The 14,771-nt window shown below is 70.6% G+C and carries 14 protein-coding genes, 2 tRNA genes and 1 pseudogene; 14 read left to right on the forward strand and 3 right to left on the reverse strand.

Going from position 1 to position 14,771, the window contains the following annotated elements; translation table 11 throughout:
* Positions 1–8 precede the first annotated feature (8 nt).
* Entirely contained in the window at positions 9–740 is a 732-nt protein-coding gene (locus tag ACGFIR_RS07055) for a YcnI family protein (RefSeq protein WP_392999525.1), read from the forward strand.
* A gap of 137 nt (positions 741–877) precedes the next feature.
* The gene (locus ACGFIR_RS07060; RefSeq protein ID WP_393143634.1) at positions 878–1,954 is read left to right on the forward strand and encodes a hypothetical protein; all 1,077 of its coding nucleotides are present in this window, start codon (positions 878–880) and stop codon (positions 1,952–1,954) included.
* Positions 1,955–2,166: 212 nt separating this feature from the next.
* Here ACGFIR_RS07060 and ACGFIR_RS07065 read toward each other — a convergent pair whose 3' ends face one another.
* Positions 2,167–3,441: a glycosyltransferase 87 family protein gene (locus tag ACGFIR_RS07065; protein ID WP_392999521.1), complete on the reverse strand. Its 1,275-nt coding sequence runs from the start codon at positions 3,439–3,441 to the stop codon at positions 2,167–2,169.
* Between the two features lie 76 nt (positions 3,442–3,517).
* Here ACGFIR_RS07065 and orn point away from each other — a divergent pair, with 76 nt between their 5' ends.
* The gene (gene orn / locus ACGFIR_RS07070) at positions 3,518–4,108 is read left to right on the forward strand and encodes an oligoribonuclease (RefSeq protein ID WP_392999519.1); all 591 of its coding nucleotides are present in this window, start codon (positions 3,518–3,520) and stop codon (positions 4,106–4,108) included.
* 112 nt (positions 4,109–4,220) lie between these two features.
* Positions 4,221–4,293 (forward strand) — tRNA-His (locus tag ACGFIR_RS07075).
* Between the two features lie 51 nt (positions 4,294–4,344).
* On the opposite strand, the gene ACGFIR_RS07080 is transcribed toward ACGFIR_RS07075, so the two are convergent.
* Both ACGFIR_RS07080 and ACGFIR_RS07085 read right to left on the reverse strand, forming a co-directional pair.
* Entirely contained in the window at positions 4,345–5,658 is a 1,314-nt protein-coding gene (locus ACGFIR_RS07080) for an Ig-like domain-containing protein (protein WP_392999517.1), read from the reverse strand.
* Positions 5,659–6,046: 388 nt separating this feature from the next.
* On the reverse strand, positions 6,047–7,321 hold the full coding sequence (locus tag ACGFIR_RS07085) for an Ig-like domain-containing protein (protein WP_392999515.1): 1,275 nt from the start codon (positions 7,319–7,321) through the stop codon (positions 6,047–6,049).
* 187 nt (positions 7,322–7,508) lie between these two features.
* Between ACGFIR_RS07085 and ACGFIR_RS07090 the strand changes: the two genes are divergently transcribed.
* The 10 genes and pseudogenes from ACGFIR_RS07090 to ACGFIR_RS07135 all read left to right on the forward strand — a co-directional run bounded on the left by ACGFIR_RS07090 (position 7,509) and on the right by ACGFIR_RS07135 (position 14,746).
* Positions 7,509–7,584 (forward strand) — tRNA-Lys (locus ACGFIR_RS07090).
* A gap of 273 nt (positions 7,585–7,857) precedes the next feature.
* Positions 7,858–8,490, forward strand: coding sequence for a hypothetical protein (locus ACGFIR_RS07095; protein WP_393143636.1), 633 nt, complete (start codon positions 7,858–7,860; stop codon positions 8,488–8,490).
* A 58-nt stretch (positions 8,491–8,548) separates the two neighbouring features.
* A pseudogene (locus tag ACGFIR_RS07100) lies at positions 8,549–8,786 on the forward strand (YdcF family protein); the annotation flags it as partial.
* Between the two features lie 179 nt (positions 8,787–8,965).
* Positions 8,966–10,330 carry a hypothetical protein gene (locus ACGFIR_RS07105; protein WP_393143775.1) on the forward strand — a complete coding sequence of 455 codons (1,365 nt, stop codon included), beginning with the start codon at positions 8,966–8,968 and terminating at the stop codon, positions 10,328–10,330.
* Between the two features lie 7 nt (positions 10,331–10,337).
* The gene (locus ACGFIR_RS07110; protein ID WP_393143638.1) at positions 10,338–11,222 is read left to right on the forward strand and encodes a phosphotransferase; all 885 of its coding nucleotides are present in this window, start codon (positions 10,338–10,340) and stop codon (positions 11,220–11,222) included.
* Positions 11,223–11,616: 394 nt separating this feature from the next.
* Positions 11,617–11,814, forward strand: a complete 198-nt coding sequence (gene amcA, locus ACGFIR_RS07115; protein ID WP_393143640.1) for a multiple cyclophane-containing RiPP AmcA — start codon at positions 11,617–11,619, stop codon at positions 11,812–11,814.
* A gap of 89 nt (positions 11,815–11,903) precedes the next feature.
* Positions 11,904–12,224 (forward strand): hypothetical protein, encoded by a 321-nt coding sequence (locus ACGFIR_RS07120; RefSeq protein WP_393143642.1) that lies wholly within the window; start codon positions 11,904–11,906, stop codon positions 12,222–12,224.
* A 122-nt stretch (positions 12,225–12,346) separates the two neighbouring features.
* Positions 12,347–13,084 carry a methyltransferase domain-containing protein gene (locus ACGFIR_RS07125; RefSeq protein ID WP_393143644.1) on the forward strand — a complete coding sequence of 246 codons (738 nt, stop codon included), beginning with the start codon at positions 12,347–12,349 and terminating at the stop codon, positions 13,082–13,084.
* 1 nt (position 13,085) lies between these two features.
* Complete coding sequence (locus tag ACGFIR_RS07130; protein ID WP_393143646.1) at positions 13,086–14,498, forward strand: NAD(P)/FAD-dependent oxidoreductase; 1,413 nt, start codon at positions 13,086–13,088, stop codon at positions 14,496–14,498.
* On the forward strand, positions 14,495–14,746 hold the full coding sequence (locus ACGFIR_RS07135; protein WP_393143648.1) for an acyl carrier protein: 252 nt from the start codon (positions 14,495–14,497) through the stop codon (positions 14,744–14,746). Before ACGFIR_RS07130 ends, ACGFIR_RS07135 begins: the two co-directional genes overlap by 4 nt.
* The last annotated feature ends 25 nt before the right edge of the window (positions 14,747–14,771 follow it).

Consider the following 14,771-nt stretch of genomic DNA (forward strand, 5'->3'; position numbering starts at 1 on the left):
CTCGCACCATGATCCGTCACCGGCGTACCGCAAGCGCCGCCGCGGCCCTGGCGCTCGGCGCCGTCGCCACCGCCGTCTTCGGCTTCGCGGCGCCCGCCTCGGCCCACGTCACGGTCAACCCGCAGGAGGCGACCCAGGGCGGCTACGGCCGGTTCGCCTTCCGGGTGCCGAACGAGAGCGACACGGCCTCCACCACCAAGGTGGAGGTGGTGCTGCCGGAGAACGCGCCCGTCGGCTCCGTGTCGACCATGCCCGTGCCCGGCTGGACGGTGGCGGTGGAGAAGCGCAAGGTGGACCCGCCGGTCGAGGTGCACGGCAGCCAGCTCAGCGAGGTCGTCTCCAAGCTCACCTGGACGGCCACCGGGGACGCGGGCGTCAAGCCCGGCCAGTTCCAGGAGTTCCCGGTGTCGATGGGGCCGCTGCCGCAGGTCGACACGATGGTCTTCAAGACGTTGCAGACCTACTCCGACGGCAACGTGCAGCGGTGGATCGAGGAGCCGGTCCCCGGCGCCGAGGAGCCGGAGAACCCCGCCCCGGTGCTCACGCTGAAGGCGGCCTCGCCGTCGACCGCCCCCACCGGCGCCGCCGCGCCGCAGGCCGACGACGACGATGACGACGCCGAGAGCGATTCCGTGGCCACCGGGCTCGCGGTCGCGGGCCTGGTCGCCGGCGTGGGCGGCCTGGTGCTCGGCGGCCTCGCGTTCTCGCGTACGCGGCGGGCGCCGACGTCGCAGGAGTGACCCGTACCGCTGGCCGGCCCGTCGGACGTTCCGACGGGCCGGCTGCTTTCCGGGCCCGTGCCGTGGATATCCGCTGATCAGCCGCCCCACGTCGGTAAGGTCGGCCGGGTATCCGGCTACGGAGGGGGACAAGGCGAATGCGCAACGTGCGGGTGCTCGCCGCCATGCTGCTGCTGACGGTCGGGATCACGGCGCTGCTCGCCGGCGGGGCGCTCGCGCTGCTCGCCCGGCAGGCCGACCCCGGGGGTGCCTTCAGCGCCCGGTTCGAGACCGTGCAGACGCCGGGCCACGCGATCGTCGTCCGCGACGTCGACGAGCTGCTGCGGACCGAGGCGCCGTTCGCCCGCGCCGGGCAGACCCGGCTCCGGCTGGACGCGCGGACGCCCGACGGCCCGGCCTTCGTCGGGCTGGCCCCCGCCGACGAGGTGCGGCGCTGGCTCGACCCGGTGCCGCACGCCGAGGTACGCCGGGTGGCGCTGGCCCGCGGGCCGCTGCCGGTCCGGTTGCAGCCCGCCGGCGCCGCCCCGTCGGCCGTTCCCGCGCCGTCGACCGGTGCCGGGCCGTCCGCCGCGCCCGCACCGTCGGCCGTACCCGGGCCGATCGGGCAACCCTTCTGGGTACGCGAGGGGATCGGCGGGCTGGAGTGGACCCCGGCCGAGCTGGCCGACCGGGGGCTGAGCCTGGTCGTGATGCGCCCCGACGGCCGGGCCGACCTGAGCCTCGAACTGCGGGCGGGGCTGCGGGCCGGCTGGACCGCCCCGGCGACCACCGGGCTGCTGGTCGGCGGGGTGCTGGCCGTGGCGCTGGCCCTGCTCCTGCTGCGTCCGGTACGCCCCCGCGAGGTGGTCTTCGTGGTCGAGCCCGACCAGGTGCCGGTGCTCGCCGGACGCCTCGGCGTGACCTCGCTCAGCGGCCTCGGCGCGCAGCCGACCCGCGACAGCGACCGGTCCCACGTCGCCGGGCGTCAGCTCGCCTCGGTCGGCGCCGCCGCCCCGGTGACCGCACCGGCGCTCGGGCCGGTGCCCGCCCGCCGCCCCGCGACGCTCGCCGACCTCGCCGGGGACGATCCGGCGCTCCGGCAGCCCGAGGTGAACCTCACCCTGGCCTGGCCGCCCGCCGCGCCCGAGGAGACGGCGAACCCGGTCGACGCGCAGGGCCGCCACCGCCCGGCCGCTCCCGACGCCGGCCCGCAGTCGCCCGACGACCCGCGCTGATCCCGGCTCCGCCCGTCGCCTCGCCGGGTCGGCGGGTCGACCCCGGCTCCGGTCGAGCCCCGTTCGGCCGCCGACTGGCCTCGGCTCCGCCCGGCGCACTCAAGCGGGACGGCGAACGGCCCTCCGCGCTGCCGACGCGGAGGGCCGCTCTCACCGGGGGATCGGTGCTACCTGAGAGACGCACGAGGTAGTTGCGACCAGATTAGCCACGATCAGGGCTGCTTGGGAAGACTGTCCAATTGACGCGACTTGCCGTTCTCGCGCCGCACCGGCAGGCCCACCAGCAGCAGCAGGCTCAGCAGCACGTACGTGTTGCGCACCAGGAACTCCCCCGGCGAGTCCGTACGCACCGGGGCGATCCCCCAGTCGTGGAAGGTCACCACCCCGTACACGACGAGGGCGGAGGTGCCGACGGCGAGCGCCATCAGCCGACGCCGCAGGCGGGCGCCCTCGCCGGTCGCGGGGTCGGCGCTCAGCGCGGCGTCCACCAGCACCACGACCGCCGGGATGAACCAGTAGATGTGGTGGGTCCAGGTGATGGGGCTGACCAGCGCACCGACCAGCCCGGTGAGGGCGAGTCCGGTGAGCGTGTCCCCCGCGCGGGCCGCCCGCGCGGCGCGCCACAGCCCGTACCCCGCGACGAGGGCGACCAGCAGCAGCCAGATCAGCTGGTTGGGCTTCTCCGGCGCGGTGATGCGGCTGAGCAGGCCGAACAGCGACTGGTTGCCGGTGTAGTCGGTGCGGCCGACCCGGTCGGTCGCCCACAGCTCGTGGGTCCAGAACCGCCACGAGTCGCGCGGCGCGACCGCCGCGGCGAGCAGGGTCGCCACCGCGGCCGTCACGCTCGCCACCACCGCCGCCCGCCACCGGCGGGTCGCCAGCAGGTACACGATGAAGATGCCCGGGAAGAGCTTGAGCGCCGTCGCCAGGCCGACGCCCACGCCGGCCCACCGGCTCGCCCGGGGTACGGCGAAGAGCAGGTCCGCCAGGATCAGCACGACCAGCAGCATGTTGATCTGACCGAAGGTGATCGTCTCGCGGGTGCTCTCGACGGCCAGCACGAGCAGGACCGCCACAGTGAGGCTGAACACACGCGGCAGCCCGTGCCTGGCGATCACCGGCGCGAGCAGCCACCGGGTGGTGACCACCACCGCCAGTCCCGTCAGGACCGTGAAGATCACCACCGTGGCGCCCAGCGGCAGCAGCGCGAACGGGCGCAGCAGCAGCGCGCTGAACGGCGGGTAGGTGAAGTAGAGCTCGCCCTGCACCCGGTCGGGCTGCGCGTAGTCGTAGAGCGGGTGCCCGGCCGACCACCAGTCCATCGCCCGCATGTAGATCTTCAGGTCGAAGAAGTCGTGCACCAGACCGGGCAGGTAGAGCGCCGGCAGCACGGCGGCCAGCGCCAACACGGCGACGAGCCGACGGACCGTACGGCCACCGGGATCGTCGTCGGTGACGGCGGGCGGTGCGGCGGGCTCTGCTGGCACGGGGGAAACCCTAGCGGTCACCGCCCGCCCCGGTGCGCGGGCGCGCGGCCGGGTGGGCTGCGCGTAGGCTGTCCCGGTGGCTGATCTTCTCGTCTGGATCGACTGTGAGATGACCGGGTTGGACCTCGGCAGGGACAAGCTGATCGAGGTCGCCGCGCTCGTCACCGATCCCGACCTCAACGTGCTCGGGGATGGCGTCGACGTGGTGATCCACGCCGACGAGGCGGCGCTGGAGGCGATGCCGGAGATCGTGGCGACGATGCACGCCAAGTCGGGGCTGACCGACGAGGTGCGGCGTTCGACCGTCACCCTCGCCGAGGCCGAGGACATGGTGCTGGAGTACGTCGCCAGCCACGTGAAGGACCCGCGCACCGCCCCGCTCTGCGGCAACTCGATCGCCACCGACCGGGGCTTCATCACCCGGGACATGCCGCGCCTCGACGCGCACCTGCACTACCGGATGATCGACGTCTCGTCGATCAAGGAGCTGTGCCGGCGCTGGTACCCCCGCGTCTACTTCGGCCAACCGCAGAAGGGCCTCGCGCACCGGGCCCTGGCGGACATCCGGGAGAGCATCCGGGAGCTGGAGTACTACCGGCGGACCGTCTTCGTGCCCCTGCCGGGCCCGGACGTGGAGACCGCGAAGGCGATCGCAGCCGGGCTCTGAGTCGGCCCGGCGGAACCCGCTGGACGTGGCGGGCGGGGGTGGGGCTATTATTGGTCCGCACCCCGCCCGGGGCGATCGACCGGGCGCGGATCCATCGGGTGTGAACGGCATGGTGGCTGTAGCTCAGTTGGCAGAGCACCGGGTTGTGGTCCCGGTTGTCGTGGGTTCAATTCCCATCAGTCACCCGGTTACCAGAAGGCCCCCTCCTCGCGGAGGGGGCCTTCGGCGTTGCGGGCTCAGGTGGTCGGCGTGACCGTGGGCTCGCCGCTCTGCTCCGGGGTGGCCCCGGGCTCCGGCGTGGCCTCGGTCGGCGGCTCGTACGGCAGGGCGCTGCCCTTGACGTACTGCTCCCAGCTCATGTTCCAGTCGGTCCAGCCGTTGCCGTTCTGCAGCCTGCGCTCGGTGCCCTTGACGGTGATCGGGTCGCCCACGCGGGTGTTGGCGAAGAGCCAGGCGCCGTTGGCCATCGAGACGTTCACGCAGCCGTGCGAGACGTTGACCCGGCCCTGCTGCCCCTCGGACCAGGGCGCGGCGTGGATGAACTCGCCGCCCCAGGTCAGCCGCTGGGCGTAGTCGATCTTCGTGCGGTAGCCCTCCTCGGGGCCCAGTTCCTCGAAGGTGTCGAAGACCGTCTTGCGCAGCTTCTCGATGACCACCATGGTGCCGCTGGACGACGGGGTGCTCTTCTTGCCGAGGCTGACCGGGATGGTCTTGATGACGGAGCCGTTCTTCGTCACCGTCATCCGCTTGGTCTTGTTGTCCACCGTCATGACCACCGCTGGGCCGATCTTGATGTCGACGCTGAGGTCCGCCCGGCCGTACCAGCCGTCGCCCAGCGGGAGGCCGCCGGCCTGGACCCGGTAGGAGACCTTGCTGTCCGCCTGCCAGAACTGCTTGGGGCGGTAGCGGATCTCGGTCGGGCTGACCCAGTGCCAGATCCCCTCCTGCGCCGGCGAGGAGGTGACCGTCATCCGGCTCTGCACGTCGTCGCGGTAGTCCTCGGGGATGGCCCGGCTGAACTTGACGATCAGCGGCATGCCGACGCCGACGACCTGGTCGTCGCCCAGGAAGCTGCTGATCCGCACCTGCTTGCCGGGCTTCGCCATGGTGGTGAACGTGCTGGTCGCCGTGGCCGGCTTGCCGTCGTCGCCGGTGGCGGTCACCGTCGCGGTGTACGTCTCGGCGTACTTCAACGCGCTGGCGGGCAGCCAGCTCTTCCCGTCGGCGGCCAGTTCGCCCTCGACGGCCGCACCGGCGGAGTCCTTCAGCTCGACGCTGGTCTGCTCGGCCTCCGTCGCGGTGAAGGTGATGCCGGTCGACGCGGGCACGTCCTTCGCGTCGGCCTTGGGCTCGACGATGGTGGCCGTCGCCTTCGGCGCGGCGGGCTGGCCGCCACCGTCCTGCCAGCCCGAGGGCTTGTCTCCGCCACCGCTGGTGCAGCCGGAAGCCAGCGCGAGCGTCACGGCGAGCACCCCCGCCGCGAGCCCGCGACGTCGGCCACCCCGCCGGCCGTCGTCGCGCCGGATCAGCTGGTTGTGGACAGCTCGCATGATTCCCTCACAGTTGTGGTCCCCGGTTGCCCATCGTCCCTCACTGACGCATCGGAACAGGTACCCGTTCCGCAGGGTGAACCGAAACACGCCGTACGGGATGTCCGGATGTTGATAAAATCCGCGGCCTTGCCGAATCCTGCTCGCCTCTGCCCGGTGGGCGCGGCTCCTGGCCCGGCCTGTCAGGCGCGCGCTTCCGCACCTGGCCGGGCGCTGGTTCCCGTGCGTCGTCGGCGTGTCGACCTGGACGTCGCGCGCCCAGGTCGTGGGCAAGTTCTGCCGCCGCGACCAGCAGCCGGGCGTCGCCGGCGCCCCGGCCGGACCGGGGCGAGGACGGCGACCGGCCCGCGGTCGCGGGCCGGTCGCCGGATCATCGGTGGGCCGTTCCTCAGAAGGCCGGCTTCTCGCCGGCCTCGGGCACGGGCACGGCGCTGCCCTTGACGAACTCGGACCAGCTCAGGCTCCACGCGGTCCAGCCGTTGCCCGGCGCCAGCCTGCGCTCGGTGCCCTTGATGGTGATCGGGTCGCCCACCTTGGTCTTCCCGAACAACCAGCGCGCGTTCGCCATGGAGACGTTGACGCAGCCGTGCGAGACGTTCTGCCGGCCCTGCACGTGCTCCGACCAGGGTGCCGCGTGGATGTACTCGCCGCCCCAGGTGAGTCGCTGGGCGAAGTCGATGTCCGTGACGTAGCGGTTCGCCGGGTCCGGATCGTCGCGGGTGTCGAAGACCGTCGACTCCTTCTTCTCCATGACGACCATCGTGCCGCTGGAGGAGGGGGTCTTCTTCTTGCCGAGGCTCACCGGCAGGGTGCGGACCACCTGGCCGTCCTCGTACACCGTCATCTGCTTGGTGGCGTTGTCCACCTTCATCTCGAAGGCCCGACCGATCTTGGCGGTCGCCGCCCGGTCGACGTTGCCGTAGCGGCCGTTGCTCAGCGGAATGCCGGCCAGCGCGATGCGGACGGTCAGGGTGGTGCCGGGCTTCCAGTACTCCGGCGCGCGGTAGTAGGCCTGGGTGCCGTTCTCCACCCAGTGCCAGGCGCCCGGCTGCGGCGGATCGGTCTGCACGAACATGCGCTTCTGCACCGCCGCCCGGTCCTTCTTCGGGATCCCCGGGTGGAACTCGGCGACCACCGGCATCGCCACGCCGTAGGTCTTGTCGTCGAAGAGGTAGAGACCGGAATTGATCACCGACTTGGGCTTCGCCATCGTCGTGAAGGTGCTCGTACCCTGGCTGGTCACTCCGTCGGGGCCGGTGGCGGTCACCGTGGCCGTGTAGCGGGTGCCGTACTTCAGCGGCTTCGACGGCACCCAGGACGAGCCGTCGGCGCGCAGGCGGCCCTCGACCTGGCTACCGTTGGCGGTCGTCAGCGTGACGCCGGACACCTTGCCGCCGCCGGGCACCTCGGCGCTGATCTCGGAGCTGACCGGCCTGTTCTTCCCCCCGTCGGCCGGGCTCACCGTCAACGGCGGGCCACTCGGTGCGGCCGGGGCGCTGCCGGGCTCCGCGCCCGTGGCGCCCGGTACGGCGGACGTGGTCGGCGCGGTGCCGCCGACGAACTCCGCGTTCTTCTTCTGCTCCGTGTCGCAGCCCGTCAAGGCCAGCGACGCCACCAGGCCGAGGACGCCCACCATCGCCCCGGCCCGCGCGAACATGCCCATCCCCACCTCTGTTCTCGCGTACCTGGCGCACATCGTGCCGCATGGACGCACCTTGTCCGCCCCCTGTCGTCGTCCGTCCGGGCAATTTGCCCCTGTCTGCCCGTTAAGCTCGACCGAAGGGGGGAGCCGGGTATCTGATTGGAACGGCGCTCGGAGGGCGTGCTAGTGTTCTCCCCGTTGCCAACGAGCGCCGCTAGCTCAACTGGCAGAGCAGCGGACTCTTAATCCGCGGGTTCGGGGTTCGAGTCCCTGGCGGCGCACCAGCAATAAAGGCTCTGACCTGGGGTTACACCCTGGGTCGGAGCCTTTTTGGTTTCCCCGTCGCTGGCCCGGTGCTCGGTGGGTGCTCGGGAGCGGTTGGGCGGGTCGCCGCTTGCTGGGACGCGGCGCGGTGCCCGGAGGACGGCGGCTGTCACACGGTGCACCTGTGGAAGGTCGGCGTGGAGGGCTGTGGGCGACGGTGGGCGTTGAGCGGAGGCGGCGGTCGGCGTCATTTTCTGAGGTCGATGCTTGCGGTCCGGTCGTAGGATGCGCGCGTGTTGGCGATCGACAGGGCGCGTTTCGCTTCGGGTGTCCGGTGGTGGCAGACGGAGACGGATTGGCCGAATGACTTCCACAACAGTGACTACAGGGTGCTGGCCGCCCAGAACCCTGATGGAGATTTCCAGGACGACTGGTGGGCGGGGCTGCTGCCCCGGTTGACCAGGTGGAAGGCTTTGCGGCCGTTTTCCCAAGCCGACGTGACCCGCTGGTTCACCGTGCATCGGGAGGACCTGGCCCGAACCTGGCACCAGGCGTGCGCTCCAGTGAGAGATCTGGACATCACTGGCGTGACCTGGCGTCAGGTGCAGGCGTTTCCCGACGTGGTCGCCCGGATCAAGCCGACGAAGTCGGAGTCTGCGGTGTTTCCGTCGAAGTTCTGCCACTTCCTGCTTCCCCGGATCTTCCCCGTCTTCGACAACGCGGCGGTCGGAGGTTCCCGCACTTATGAGGCGTACTTCACTTTGATCAAGTGCACCTGGGAAGCCACTCCCGCTGTGCTTCAGGCCGAGCTGGTCACGGAGCTGTCCCAGCTCATCGAGGACCATGGGCAGGGTCCTCTGTACGAGGGCTTCCCCATGGCAACCAAGATCACCGAGCTTGCGCTTATCGGATCTCGCCGCACGTGACGTCATCTGAGGGTGGGCTGCACAACGTCGTCAGGGCATCGAGGTAGGCCCGGTGGTCCAGCGCCTCGTGGTCGAATCTGCCGGGCTGGCCGCCGGGCCGTATCAGCAGCGTCGGGCTTTCGCCACCTGCAAGGTAATCTGCCCCGACGTCGAGATGGTGTGCGTCGAACCCGTTGGGGCTCGACGAGTACGTGCACGGTATTGGTGACCCTCGGCGGGTGGTGGACATGCTGGTGGGTGACACGCAGCGGATCGGGACGTACGCCGAACGAGAATCCGCGGTGCCGCAGGAAGTGATCGCGGTGCCCTCTCACGGTGGGCTGGCCATCCTGAGGGCCCACCGTGGGGGTTCCGGGCGGTGCGGCTTGCCTCGATCCTGTGGTGGATGTTCGTCGGCACCGGCCTGCATGTTGACTTGCCGTCACAAGGCTGATGCGCTGAGCTGCTGATCGATGGGTTGGGTCGTCCGGACGGGGTGGTCGTGGGCGTGCAGGTGGATCCCGAGTGGTGGAGTTCTGGAGTCTGGAACGGTCGGCCGATCGGCGAGTTCCTGCAGCGGCGGGACGTGACCGCTGCCTTCCGGTTCCTCCATGCTCGCGGTGTCTCCTATGGCAAGATCGCGGCTCTTGTCGGCGTCTCACCAAACCGTGCCGCAGAAATCGCCAAGGGCGTTCGGCAGGTAACGGCGTACGAGGTACTGGAACGGATCGCGGTCGGACTGAGTATTCCGCGTCCGACCATGGGGCTCGGCCGCACCGAGGACGCGGGCGCGGTGCAGGATGCCAGCCGTGCGTCCGGGGTGGGCATTGGGGCGGAGCGGCCGCTGGCCGTTGAGGGAACCAGCGTGGAAGTGAGTGGTCTTGCTCGGCTCCGGTTGGAACTGGACGAGGCCCTGGCGTCCGCGAGTGTCGCTCTGCGGCATCTAGATCTGATCGAGGAAGCTGCGGGTGAGCACATGCGGGTGTACCCGTCTGCTTCGCCCCAGGTGATGTTGTCGCTGTTGGCCGCTGACTGCCGGGAGGTGCAGGTCCTGTCGCGTCGGCGGCAGCCGGCGGCGGTTCAGGCCCGGTTGTCGGGGGTGGCGGCGCTGTTGGCGACGATGTGCGCCGATGCGTTGATGCGGCTGGGTGATGTGGCTGAGGCCCGGCGGTGGTATCGCACGGCTATCCATGCAGCGGACGACAGCGGGCAGGCCCGGTTGAGGGTACTGGTGCGGGCTCAGGCGGCGATGCTGCCGTACTACTTCGGAGATCCACACCAGACCGTTGCTATCGCTGAGGCAGCACTGGCGGTAACTCCGACCGCCTCGCCATCGAGTGCTCTGGCGGCGGCGGGCCGGGCACGGGCTCTGGCCCGGGTCGGGGCCACCGAGCAGGCGCGGTCGGCCATCGACCAGGCACGTCGGATGTTCGACCAGGCCGGTGACGAGGACACCGACGTGGCGTTCAGGTTCCCAGCGAAGCGTCTGCTGCTCTACCTCTCCGGGACGTACACCTGGCTCGGTGACACGGGTGAGGCGTACCAGGTCCAGGACGAGGCGTTGCGGCTCTACGGCGGGGCTCCGGCCGTACCGATCGACGTGGCACTCATCGCCCTGGACCGGTCGATGTGCCTTGCGCGGGACCGGCGGGCGACCGAAGCGGCGGCGACCGCCCGCGATGCCGTCGCGGACCTGCCCGAGACACAGCGGACGGAAATCATTCTGACCAGGGCCACCGACGTGGCCTCGGCGATCCCTGAGGGGAACTGGCGCGGTGAGGTCGCCGCCTTGACCGACTACGTGCGGGCGTGCCGCGAGCGCGCCCGTAGTCTTGGGACCACAGCCGCACTCGGTCCCTAGGAGCCCCATGTTCGTCGAGGCGCGTACCCTGCCGGTGCTCGCCGAGGTATGTCGTCTCCTTGGCTACCCCGAATCGAACGCGATTCTGCTGCGGCACCACACCAACGCCGTCTACGCGGTCTGCGACGTGGTCGTCAAGATCGCCCCCGGCGACCACGACCTGGAACGGGTGCGCGAGATGGTGGCCGTGGTCGACTGGCTGGTGGCCCGGGGGTTCCCCACGGTGGGCCTGTACCCCGGACTGTCCCAGCCGATGCGGGTGGGCGGACACGCCGTTACGGTCTGGCAGCGTCTGGACCCGGCACACGACGACCCCATCACCGTCACCGAGCTCGGAAGCCTTCTCAAGGACCTGCACGCCTTGCCCGCTCCGCCGGTGCCGCTGCCGGTACTGCGACCGATCCACGGCATCGAGCGGTCCGTCAGCCGTTCGGAGATCCTGAACGGCAAGGAACAGGATCTGCTGATGGGGCGGCTCGAAACGCTGGCCGCCAGCTGGGAAGCGATGCGGTTTCCCCTTGGTACGAGCATGATCCAGTCAGATCCGCAGATCCGCAACGCGCTCCGGCGCTTCAACGGCACCCCCGTACTGGCCGACTGGGACGGCGCCGCCCTCGGACCCCGGGAATGGGACATCGCCACGGTCGCTGTTCACTGCCGCCGGTTCGACCCGCCCGGCCCCGATGCCTTCGCCGGCTTCACCGCCGCCTACGGCTGGGATGCCACATCCTGGTCGGGGTTCGAGGAACTGTGTCAGCTTCGTGAGCTGCAGATGATCGCCACCAACGCTCGCAAGTCCCGGCCCGGAACCGAGGCCGCCGACGAGGTGCACCGCCGGATCGCGGGCCTCGTCGACGACGGGGCGGAACTCCGCCGCTGGCAGATCCTCTGAGCCGAGTCTCATAGGAGCGGGCGCTGCCTGTCCTCTTTGCACTGCCCAGGCCGGCCATGGTGAGGCCCACCGTGGCCTACCACGCTGGGTCTATCTCCGGCCAGTGCCGCCAGCGATCGTGGACGTCAGGAACACGTCGGCGGAACGCTTAAGGATCATCCTGACCCTCATGGCGCGCCGACGGGCCAGCGGCAATGTCACGCCAGGAGATCCAGATGGACGTGTCGTACGGCGACAGGTCGGAATGCGACCCGATGCACCGGCAAGTGCTCGCGCCCGGCATCCCGTCGGCCGTACGGGCGACTCCCCGTCCACGTACCGCCAGCAGGGCTGCGGGGATGGGTGACCGACGGTCTGCTCCCAGCCGCCGGCCGAGGACGGTGGGCTTGCCGCCATGGCGGCAAGCCCACCGCACACATCCCACCGGGGACCAGCCGTGACCGTGTACATCTCACGTAACGCAAGAATGGGCGACCTCCCGCGAGACCGCGTGGCTCCGCCGACACGGCCGGGATCAGCCGACCCGCCGCTGCTGACGCACGCCTGGCGGATCGTGTTCGAGCGGCAGGCACGAGAACGCGATTTCCGATGAGTAGCGACCGAGACTGCCCCGCCGAGGCCGACCCGCTCGTGCGTCTGGCACATCTGCCCGCTGCGCCCGCTGGCTCTGCCCGGCGGTCGATGGTGACGGCATACGACGAGCCGCCCCAACTGCACCTGCCGGTGCGTCCGCTATGGCTGTGCCGCCGGTGCGGCCAGCCGTGGCCCTGCGGCGCGGCGAAGGTCGCCCTGCTGGCGGAGTACAGGCACAACCTGGTCAGCCTCTTTCTCTACCTGGCCAGCTGCCTGCATGACGCGATCGACGATCTGCACCGGCTCCACCCCAGCGACACCGGCAGCACTGCCAATGTCTTCGACCGCTTCCTCGGCTGGCCCGCCCGGCATGTCCGCTCCTACCGGCTCGCCACCACGACTTCCCTTGATGAGGAGGAACCTTTATGAACAGCGCTAACGTCATCAATGCGCCGCCGCAGACGGTCCGGGTGAGAATCCCGGCAGGCGCGGGACATGCACTCTGCCAGGTGAGGCCGGCACGCAGTGGCATGGTCTCGGCCGAGGTTGAGGTGCGAGGTCGGCGGGTCGAGATCGAGACGCCGGACGACGGCCCGGTCCTCTTTCCGACCGACGTGGGGCTCACGCTGTTGAGCGCGCTGAACGCCGATCCTGGCCTACCCGTGGCGGGCACCCGTGCCTTGGACATCGGGTGCGGCTCCGGCCTGTACACGGTGACGCTGGCCTTGGCCGGTGCGGCACACGTGACCGCACTGGACATCAATCCGGCATGCGCGGAGGTGACCCGCGACAACGCGGCCCGCAACGGCATCTCGCCTGCCCAGGTGACCACGATTGTCGGGGACGTCGCCGAGCTGGCAGTCCCCGAACCGTGGGACCTAGTGGTCTGCAATCCCCCGCACTTCCCGCACGATCCGGCCTACGCCGCTGACGACGGCATCGAGACGGCCCTGGTCGGCGGCAGTGACGGGCGGGCGTTGTACGACGTCCTGCTCGCCCGCCTCGACGAGCTGCTCGCCCCGGGCGGGACGCTGCTGCTGACGCACTCATCCCTGACCGACATCCCCCGCACCCGCCAGACGCTGCAACGCAACGGATACGAGTGCCGCACCGTGCAGGTCTGCGAGCTGGACATCCCCTTGCGCCGCTACGCGACGCACCGCGACGTGCTGCTGTCGCGGCTGTACCCGCTCCGGACTGCCGAACGGGCAGCGTTCCGTGGCATCCGGTTCGAGGTGCACACCCTCGCCGCCACCCGCATCGATTCCCTGGACGGATCAGGTGAGTGACATGAACCAGTTCGTGACCGACGTCGTGGTGGCCGGCTCCGGCCTGCTCGGGCTCGCCACCGCGTTCGAATTGCTCAGCCGGGACCTGGACGTCACCGTGGTCGGCCCCCGGAGCGGCGACCACGCGGGGCAGGCATCGCGGGCTGCCGGCGCGATGCTCACCGTGTTCAGCGAGGTCGAGGCGAGCCATGACCCCCAACGGGTCAGCCTCGAAGTCGGCGAACGGTTGGCCGCCCGGAACGGATACGAAGACTGGCTGGACCGCGTCGGCACGGCCAGCAAGCAGGCGCTACGACTCGTCCCGGGCGTGTGGGTGGTCGGCAACGGATACGGGCCGGACGACGCCGCGAACCTCCGAGCCATCGCAGGCGCCGCCGAGGCCCACGGGCGCCGCGCCGAGTTCGCGTCGCCGGCGGCCGTGCCGGGGCTCGCACCGCAGGTGCGTGCGCACGAAGCGCTGTGGCTGCCGGACGAGGCCAGCGTCGACCCGGCGGCTCTGGTCGAGGCATTGGCCACGGTGCTGAGCGTCAATCCTCGCTGTCGGTGGCTCAACACCACCGTGACCACCGCCAACGAGCGCGGCGAGCATATGGCCGTCGACGCGGCTGACGGCAGCACTGTCCTGGCCGCTCACCTGGTGCTCGCCGCCGGGGCCGGGACGACGGGTCTGCTCGCCCCAGCGCTCGCCGAGCAGGTCGACGCGCCTCCGCTACGGTCCGGGCGAGGCGTGTCGCTGCTTGCCCGCGTCCCGTTCTCGTTGCCCGCTGCCGTGCGAACCCCGAACCGAGGCTTCGCCTGCGGCAGCCACATGGTCCCGCGCGGCGACGGCACCGTATATCTGGGCGCGACGAACCGGCTCTCCACCGAACCCGACTACAGCCGACCCGCCGCCCTGGACGAGATCGCCACCTTGATCCACGACGCGAGCGCCGAGCTCAACACTCACCTGCGCGATGCCGGGTTGATCGAGGTCCGGGTCGGGCACCGGCCGGTCACCCTCGATCACCTGCCGCTATTCGGCCGCACCGGACACCCGATGATCCACCTTGCGACCGGCACCTACCGGTGCGGTGTACTGCTGGCTCCGCACGCCGCAGCCATCGTCGCCGATGGGATCACCGCTCCCAACTCGACCGCCACCCATCCCTACAGCCCTCGACGTTCGATGCGCCTACCGGCACTCGACGACCTCATCGGTGGCGCGAGCCGCGGCCTGGTGGACATGCTGTGCCAACCAGGCGGCAGCCTCCCGCCAGGAACGCAGGAGCGGCTGGAGCGGTTCCTCGAGGCGGCGTTACACGAGATCGCCGCCGGCACCTCGACCAGGGCAGCCGCCGTCCGTCGGCTCTGGCAGCGTGCGCCGATGGCCGAATGTTTGCCGCTGCTGCTCGACGCCGCCGGCCGGATCCGATGAGCACGCACGCTCTGGGTCAGCAGACCGTGGCCCGACAGGTCCTCGCCGAGATCAGCGGCCGGGCCGCCGACAGCATCATCGCCTCCACGCGGCTGTCCGATCTCGGTCTGGACTCGCTCAGCCGGCTCACGCTCGCGGTACTGCTGGAGGAACGAACCGGTCGTCCATTACCTGACGAAGAGCTGATCAGTGTCCGGACCTTGGACGACCTGGAGCGGCTGCTGAGACTTGCGGAGCGTCCGGCATGATCGAAGAACCAACACCCCTGACGAG

This window comes from Micromonospora sp. NPDC049051 (genome assembly GCF_043197575.1).
In the GTDB taxonomy this organism is placed as follows: Bacteria; Actinomycetota; Actinomycetes; order Mycobacteriales; family Micromonosporaceae; genus Micromonospora.

Bases quoted from the DNA above. Each gene is read 5' to 3' on its own strand.
- ACGFIR_RS07055 (WP_392999525.1), top strand. From the start codon at position 9: ATGATCCGTCACCGGCGTACCGCAAGCGCCGCCGCGGCCCTGGCGCTC.
- ACGFIR_RS07060 (WP_393143634.1), top strand. From the start codon at position 878: ATGCGCAACGTGCGGGTGCTCGCCGCCATGCTGCTGCTGACGGTCGGG.
- ACGFIR_RS07080 (WP_392999517.1), bottom strand. From the start codon at position 5,658: ATGCGAGCTGTCCACAACCAGCTGATCCGGCGCGACGACGGCCGGCGG.
- ACGFIR_RS07085 (WP_392999515.1), bottom strand. From the start codon at position 7,321: ATGGGCATGTTCGCGCGGGCCGGGGCGATGGTGGGCGTCCTCGGCCTG.
- ACGFIR_RS07110 (WP_393143638.1), top strand. From the start codon at position 10,338: ATGTTCGTCGAGGCGCGTACCCTGCCGGTGCTCGCCGAGGTATGTCGT.
- amcA (WP_393143640.1), top strand. From the start codon at position 11,617: ATGGCGGCAAGCCCACCGCACACATCCCACCGGGGACCAGCCGTGACC.
- ACGFIR_RS07120 (WP_393143642.1), top strand. From the start codon at position 11,904: ATGGTGACGGCATACGACGAGCCGCCCCAACTGCACCTGCCGGTGCGT.
- ACGFIR_RS07130 (WP_393143646.1), top strand. From the start codon at position 13,086: ATGAACCAGTTCGTGACCGACGTCGTGGTGGCCGGCTCCGGCCTGCTC.
- ACGFIR_RS07135 (WP_393143648.1), top strand. From the start codon at position 14,495: ATGAGCACGCACGCTCTGGGTCAGCAGACCGTGGCCCGACAGGTCCTC.